Genomic DNA, 7,783 nt, shown 5'->3' on the forward strand with positions numbered 1-7,783 from the left:
CCCCCCCCCCCCCCCCCCCCCCCCCCCCCCCCCCCCCCCCCCCCCCCCCTCTACAACCCCCTACCCCGCCCCAATATCCCAGTCTCCCAAGCCCCACCCCAAGGTGTCACCTCCCACTTCCACCTCCTCGTTTCTGTCTCACCGCAACGTGACATCGTTCTCGCAATTGACGCGACAACCTGCTGCGACGCCGGTGTCAAAAACCCCGAATCCACTGGAATAGCGCTGTCTGGAATGAGTATCTCTTCTGGAACGAGAATTGCTTTGTTGCAAATGGCCTTCCGCCAACAGCGGAGGATCTTTCGTGCCAGCGGTTAGGCTTGATTTGAACGCCTGCTAGACTGGACAAAAGCTATGGTGACATCCCCTGAGACTTCCCCCAAGACCGAATCGGGCGGAACACTTTTCCAAGCCCTGCGGAGCGCGGGCGTCGAACCTGAAGTGGCCTACCGAGCCGACGACGAAGTGCGAAATCGGGCCGGCCAAAACGTGATCTCCATCATCGGCGCCAAGATGGACGCCAAGACCAAGGAACTCTGCACCCGAATGGATGTTCAGGCCACTGCCCTGGAATCCAAGATCGATAAACAGGGCGCCGAACTCCATGCGAAGATCGACGTCAGGACAGAGCAGCTTGGCGCCCGAATGGATGCTCAGGCCACGGCTCTGGAAACGAAGATCGACAAACAGGGCGCGGAACTCCATACCAAGATCGACAAACTGGGCACGGAACTCCATACCAAGATCGACAAACTGGGCACGGAACTCGATACGAAGATCGACAAACTGGGCACAGAGCTCCATACGAAGATCGACGCCAAGACGGAGGAGCTGGGCGCCCGAATGGATGCTCAGGCCACGGCCCTGGAAACCAGGATCGACAAACAGGGCACCGAACTCCATGCGAAGATCGACGCCAGGACGGAGGAGCTGGGCGCCCGAATGGACGCTCAAGCTGTCCAAATAGCGTCGACCGGGGCCCGAATCGACGATTTGCGTGTCTTGATGCTGCGGGTGATCTGGCCTTTGATCATACTCTTGGCCGTTCCAATATTTGGCGAACTCTACAGAACACTCTCGGCACAGTAGGAGCGGCGGCTTTCTTGCCGCCGATTGGGAGCGACGACTTTCCTGTCGCCGATCAGGAGGGCAGGGGGGACGGAGTCCTCACTATACAATCCCCAACCGCCACCTCGCTTCAACCCGCCACCCGCCCAAACACCCGCAAAAAATTCCCGCCCATAATCTTCCCAATCTCCTTAGCTCCGTATCCCAACCCCAGCAACCCGCCGACAACTCCCGGAGTCTCTCCAACATCCCCAAACCCGGCAGGCCGCGCCCCCGTTTGGTCCAAAAAGTCGGTCCCGAAACCAACATGATCGGGCCCCACCAGCCGGACCATGTAGTCGACATGCCGGAGCATCATCTCCAAACTCGGCCGCTCCCGCGTGGGCCCAAGTGGAAACGGACTGGGACAGACCATCCCCCCGGTTTCCGCCACCGCCCCGATCTGCTCGTCCGTCAGGTACCTCACGGTATCCCGCAGTGAACGAGCATTCCCGTGGGAAGCAACTACCGGCGCGGACGAAACCTCCAGCGTCTCCCAGAAGCTCTCCTCCACCATGTGAGTAACGTCCACCAGCATGCCCAGCCGGTTCATCTCACGCACGATCCGCCTGCCGGCGTCACTCAGTCCCCCCGGAGGATCAATCCCGGGTTCGTAGACCCGCATGGTCGAATCCTCCCAGACCTGCGTCGCCGTGCCCATCGCGTTCCGTCCCTCATGGACGAGGCAGACATGGCGCAGACCGGCCTCGTAAAGCTCCCGGAGCCGTCCCACTTCGCCCCGGAGCGCATCTCCCCCCTCAAGCCCCAACACCAATGCGGTCTTCGACCGCGCCGCCGCACTCTCGATGTCTCCGGCGGTCCGCGCCAGAACCACGTGATCCCCCGCTTCACCATCCAACTCCCGGTGCACGTAATCCACCATCCTGATGAGATCCCGAAAGGGCTGCCGGCTGCCATGGGGCCCGCCGATCCGCACGTCGGGCATCCAGCAGGCGGTCACCTGGGCGGTGACGCCGCCGGCGCGCATCAGCGGCACGTCGGTGAGCCCGCCGAGAGACTCATGCAGTCGCCGGCGCGAATTGGCGGCCATGTCCAACATATGGCCGTGGGCGTCGACGACGATCGAATCTCGGAGGATCGTTTCCGCGGACAGAGTGGAAGTCATGCGGGCAAGGATACCAACCCCAATCTTTGGAGGGACGGGATCGGATTGCCGCATTCGGGGAAATCTACTCGAAGCTGAAGGAGTAGAGGTGTGGATATCCCTCGGACCCGACGAGATGAAAGCGCACCTGAAACGTGCGATCCACGTCGGAAAGACTCCTGCCCCCCGTCCAGCTCATCCGGTGGGACACGGTATTGCCCCGAAAAGGCACGCTGTCGGATCGGTGGAACCCGGTTAGCGGCCTGCCACTCTCGGGATCCAGCAACTCCGCCAGAAGAGTGCCTCCGTCTCCGCAATCCGCATTGACATGAAGCTGGGATACTCCGGCCGGACTCACCGGGATGGTGGTCAACGTGGCGCCCCTTCCCGGTTCTTTCAACTCCAAGCGGGTATACCCGTCGAGCCTCAATACCGCGACTCCGCCCGAGCGCCTCTCCCCGCCCGTTCCCTCGCCGCAGATCGCTCCGTAGTAGACCCTGATCTCCCGGTCGTCCACCAAAGGCAGAGAGGGAGCGATATGATCGCAGTCCCATTCCCCAGCCGCACCCGAAGGGACCACCTTCCGTCCCGGGTCCACGAAGACGAAGTTCTCGCCATCGCGGCTGAACGCCAGCTCCAGGTCCAGCTCCCGTCCGTTGTGCTGATACTGGTAGAGGGAGAGGTAGTAGTCCCCGTCCTTCCAGACCACCCAGTCATGAATCTGCTCCACCTTGCCGCCTCTCACGACGGGGATCGCCCGGGCGAATGGATCGAGCATGGGATTGTCGGGATGGGCGGTCCAGTGGTAGGCGTCCGAACTGTAGGCGTAACCGCCGCCTCGGCGGGCCAGGTTCAGAGACGAGAATCCGTATGCCTTGTATCGTTTGTCGGGATCTTTCTCCTCCGGATCGTAGAGGACCGACTGGGGTATGACGGAAAAAGGCCGCCCCCCGGGAAAAAACATGATGGCCGGTTCGGGAACCCAATCGATCCCGTTCCGCGAGGTCGACAATGTTCCGGCGTTGGTCTCCTGCCACGGATTGTAGCGGCCGGCCCGAGCGGCCTGGGCCCGGCTGCCGTGGGTCGGGAAATTGAGGAGCTTGTACCGGCGGTTGGGATTCCGGGCGTTCGCGTCCTTGAGAACCATGGGGACATAGGGGGTATTCCGGACGAGTTCCTTTTTCCGGAAGCGGTAACCGTCCGTGCTCTCCGCATAGCCCGCTCCATACCACTCCCACCAGGGAATGCTGCGATCCCGCCGCATGGTGGAATACCACATGCGATAGACGCCATCTTCCTTCAGTACTCGCAGGAAGTTCCCGGCTCCGTGGACATCCGGATCGCCCTCCTCGCCGGCCTGGATGACGGGATTCCCGGGGTGTTTCTGCGCCTGGTTCACCCGCAGGCGGAGATTCTCCAACGCCTGCACCTCCGCCAGATCCAGAAAGAGAACCTTCTTCCCGGGAGACGCCTCCAGCGAGGGGACAGGAACGGAACGAAGGACCTGTTGATCGCCATGGGTCACCAGAATCTTGATTCCCGGCTCCCCCTCGCCCATGCCCGTCTCCACGGCGAGACGTTCGATGGAGAGATGGTTGTCCTCCATGCGGGGCGAGTTCCGGACCAGCTTGGCCGTGTTGTGGACGGGCCCCCAGTCCTCACCCAGCCACCGGGTGCGAAAGACATGCTGGCGGGCGCTGTCCACGAAGAACAACCAGGCGACGCCATACCGGTCCAGGGCGAATTGGGGCGAGTGGAAGGTGTGCCAGGCGAAGCGTGGCCGCGACCCGGTCAGGGGCACGGCCCGCGGCGGCGCCTCCTGGGGTAGAACGGTCCTCAGGTGGGAATAGGTGTCCTCGTAGACGGCCAGTGTCCGTCCTTGAGTCCGTGTCAGGACCGGTTGGAAGGCGCGGCCCGGCAGGCGGACGACCGTCACCGCTTCGGGGTCGTCCAACTGGGCCAACCGCCCCGAAGCGTAGTACGACTCCTCGTAGATGTCGTGCCAGCCCAGATGGAAACGCTCCTGCTCATCCAGGAACAGGCTGGCCGGAAAGAGGCCGTCGCCGCGGGCGATGCGCCAAGACGACAACCTGCCGTCCTGGACACGGCCCAGATGGATCGACGCCTGGCGTTCCGTTATCGACTCGGTCCAGGTGAACCAGACGCTTCCGTCCGCTGCCGTCGCAATGTCCCCGATCCTCGAGTACTCGTCCGCCAGGACCAGCGCTCCGGGAGAGTTGGTCTGGGGATTTTCCCAGACCAGATCGGTACCGCCGGCGCCGGGAAAATCCACGACGGCAACTCCGGTGAGTCCGGTGACGGTGCTCCAGACCAGATGGATGCGATCGTGACGATCCAGACTGATTCCGGCGCTGATGAGGACGCCGCGCTCTTTCAACGGCGGTCGCAGGGCATACGCCGGCCCGAAGTCGTCCAGTGATTCAGGCGACGAGCCTTGGGACATCCGCAGAGAGAATCCGCCGCGGTTTCCGGAACCATGCTGTGGCGACAAGAGGAGGTAGTTGCCCTGGCGGTCCCGCGCGATCCACTTCCGGATCGACGTCTCCAACTCCTGACGCAGCAGAGCGCGGGGCAGGGCGGGAACGACGGCGGCCAGCGAAGCCGCGATGCCGACGCAGATGCCGATCCGGATCAAACACTCAAATACAGGACGCTTCGTCTCCATAGCAGTTCTCTCCTGGTTCGTCCCCTATTATTTCGCAGAGGCGTAGTTCAATGGAAAGTGTTGATGCCCTGCCCTTCGCGTGCCGGCGTACGTGGCTGAATCCGCAATGATATTCTGGGGCGTACCGTGTGCCCGACTGGATCCATGCCCAGACCTCCCATCCTGGACCGGCTGAACGACGGTCAATCGCTGCTCCTGGACGGGGGCACCGGTTCCGAGCTGCAAAGACGCGGCGTCGATGTCCTCGTGGGAGCGAAGGACGGCCTGAAGGCCTGGTCGGCCACCGCGAACCTCGAATTCGCCGACGTCGTGCAGCAGGTTCATCAGGATTACCTGCGCGTCGGAGCCGACATTATCACCAGCAACAACTTCTGGACGTCGCCGACCCGGCTGGAGCGGTGCGGGCTGGGCCGGGAGTGGAGACGCTACGCGCGGGCGGCCGCCGAGATTGCGCTGAAGGCCCGGGACAACCACAACCCTGCAGCCTACGTGGCCGGTGGCATCGCGGCTCCCACCTTGCAGGGGCGGCCGGAATCGGGCGCGGTGTCCGACACCCGGCAAATGGGCCGGGAGGCCTGCTTCCAGGAGTGGGCGGAACACGCCAGGCTCCTGGTCGAGATGGGAGTGGATTTGATCCAGGCTGAGTACGTGGGCTTCATCGAGGACGCGGTGACCGCCGTGGACGCCTGTGCCGAGGCGGGCGCAACCGTGTTTCTGGGCATTCGGCATATCCGGCCGGACGGCACCATGCAATATGGCGAGCGACTGGAGGATCTGGTTGACGCTCTGGAGGGACGTCGCGTGGGAGCGATCCTGCTGATGTGCAGCAACCCGAAGGCGATCTCAGCCGGATTGCCCCGGCTCCGGAGGGCTTTCTCCGGTCCGGTCGGAGCCTATCCCAACCTGGGCTACAATCCCACTGGCCCGATCGTCAACCCACCCATGCTGACCAACCAGAGGGTCAGCTCGGGTCCCGATATTCTGCAGAACGCCGAATACTATCCCTCACGGTTGGCCGAGTTCGCACTGACCTGGAAACGGATGGGAGCCCAGATTATCGGCGGTTGCTGCGCCTCGGGACCCGAGCACATCAGCGCAATGCAGCCGGTGGTCAAAGGGACCGGCGCCACCTGATCACCGGAGCGTCAGCCTCCGGAATCGAATGAGCCGAAGCACGATACTACCCGGTTTGGCAAAGGATACAAGCCCTCCAAGTCGAATTCGGGTTAGAGCGCCAAGCAGAACAGTTTCGGCGTCTAACTCGAAGGGACGATACTCGCGAGAAGTGAACACTCCCTTTTCAATGCGGTTCCGTCAGGTCACCGTCGGACCGGTATCATCGGCACAGGTATTAAGATCAGGCTGCCCTCGACTATCTCTAAGAGTTGATAAGGGAACGGTCGCCTTCTCCGGGATATGAACCATTGGCAGCGTCTCGGCTCTGAGACTCTGAGGGATAGTTTGCATGGGTGCCGACTTTCGGATAGGATTCCAGAAATGACGCAATCCGGGATTGATATTGCATTATGTGTCATTGAAATGCCAACACAAACGATGCGCACGTTTACGTCTATCGCATTTGCGCAATAGACAATGCAGGTCACGGCTCGACTTTACCCAACTATCCGATATATAATTCGCAAATCATCCATTGGAGACCTATGATGACAACGGGGCAAAAAATAAGCTTGGCAATCCTAGCCTTAGTTAATATCATCGTTGCCTACTGGGGAGAAAACCGCTCATTTATGTATATGGGCCTTATCAATGGACTCTTCCCAATTTATATTAAATTATTTAACGAGCGGATAACCCCGAAGATTAAGACTCTGGATCAATTTTGTTGGCAATGGAAGAGCTTGATTATATACGGGTCACTATTCATTTTCGTGTCCCTGCAGCTCGTCGGAGTCGTAGCCGGGATATTAGTGGGACTAGTGATGGCGCTTGCCCCATTATTGGCGATCTTCCGCAACGTCCAACAAATGCTTCCACCAACCATTGTCGTTACTTTTGTGTTGTGGGGTGTTCCGTTGTTTTACGTCAGCGGAAGATTGATTGGCCGAAGAACAACACCACACGTTTCTATGCCTAAGGGAATGATCAGCGTTGGTGTTGCCACAGTTCTAGCGATGATAGTATCGTTCGGATTAAACATGTTAATTGTCGGCGACTCGGAACTCAGACAGTTAAATTCGAAATTTCTTGAGATCAATTCGGATAATGTGTTTCGCATCCTGGGTGTGCTGTTCGCCCTGCTCGTAGTCACGCCACCGGTGCTGTATGGCTACTGGCGAGGACGGCGACAAACCGTGAGTGCGTATATGGGGTACATACTGAGCAAACTACGGGCCAATGAACAGCAGACAATTGTCACACTTGCATATGATGCTGCGACAGCGGAGAAACCTAGTTAGGGAAGGTCTGAATAAGTCCTTATATGGAGCGAACCAGATCTTGTATCCCTGCCTTTTCCGGATCCAAGCGTTGTAACCTGGGATTTGCAACCCTTGAATTGGTCTTGACCAAGCGATTTCGAGACGGTTTCCGCGGCCTCAATCACAGCCGTGCCGCATTCCGATCAGGCGGTCACACCGGAGCGTTCGGCGATCGTCAGATTGGCGAACCCCACCAGCAAATAGATCCGTTGGGTGTTTTTCTCCAGCCCCCGGTAGCGCACCTTGGCGTAGCCGAAATGTCGTTTCAGGTACCCGAATACATGTTCTGCCTTTGCCCGAACCGATGCCTTGCGTCGCTCGGCCAATGCCGCCTCACTCTCCGGCGGCAGCTGCCAACGCTTCCCGGGCTTCATCACCATCTGCCAATCCACCGGCCGATCTCGATTCTCCGACCGCTTCTGCACTCCCTGGTATCCGGAATCCCCC

General features: G+C 60.3%; 6 protein-coding genes. 3 read left to right on the top strand and 3 right to left on the bottom strand.

The window, feature by feature from the left end:
* Nucleotides 1-354 precede the first annotated feature (354 nt).
* Nucleotides 355-1,089 carry an apolipoprotein A1/A4/E family protein gene (locus OXT71_19625; protein MDE2928599.1) on the top strand — a complete coding sequence of 245 codons (735 nt, stop codon included), beginning with the start codon at nt 355-357 and terminating at the stop codon, nt 1,087-1,089.
* 109 nt (nt 1,090-1,198) lie between these two features.
* Here the strand turns inward: OXT71_19625 and OXT71_19630 are convergent, their stop codons facing one another.
* Together OXT71_19630 and OXT71_19635 are read right to left on the bottom strand one after the other, a co-directional pair.
* Nucleotides 1,199-2,233 carry a membrane dipeptidase gene (locus tag OXT71_19630; GenBank protein MDE2928600.1) on the bottom strand — a complete coding sequence of 345 codons (1,035 nt, stop codon included), beginning with the start codon at nt 2,231-2,233 and terminating at the stop codon, nt 1,199-1,201.
* Nucleotides 2,234-2,297: 64 nt separating this feature from the next.
* Nucleotides 2,298-4,898: a hypothetical protein gene (locus tag OXT71_19635; protein ID MDE2928601.1), complete on the bottom strand. Its 2,601-nt coding sequence runs from the start codon at nt 4,896-4,898 to the stop codon at nt 2,298-2,300.
* Nucleotides 4,899-5,042: 144 nt separating this feature from the next.
* Between OXT71_19635 and OXT71_19640 the strand changes: the two genes are divergently transcribed.
* Entirely contained in the window at nt 5,043-6,032 is a 990-nt protein-coding gene (locus OXT71_19640) for a homocysteine S-methyltransferase family protein (protein ID MDE2928602.1), read from the top strand.
* A gap of 527 nt (nt 6,033-6,559) precedes the next feature.
* Nucleotides 6,560-7,315 carry a hypothetical protein gene (locus tag OXT71_19645; protein MDE2928603.1) on the top strand — a complete coding sequence of 252 codons (756 nt, stop codon included), beginning with the start codon at nt 6,560-6,562 and terminating at the stop codon, nt 7,313-7,315.
* A 164-nt stretch (nt 7,316-7,479) separates the two neighbouring features.
* Here OXT71_19645 and OXT71_19650 read toward each other — a convergent pair.
* On the bottom strand, nt 7,480-7,783 hold a 304-nt coding region (locus OXT71_19650; protein MDE2928604.1), incomplete at its 5' end, for a transposase.

This window comes from Acidobacteriota bacterium (assembly GCA_028874215.1).
Taxonomy (GTDB): Bacteria; Acidobacteriota; UBA6911; order RPQK01; family JAJDTT01; genus JAJDTT01.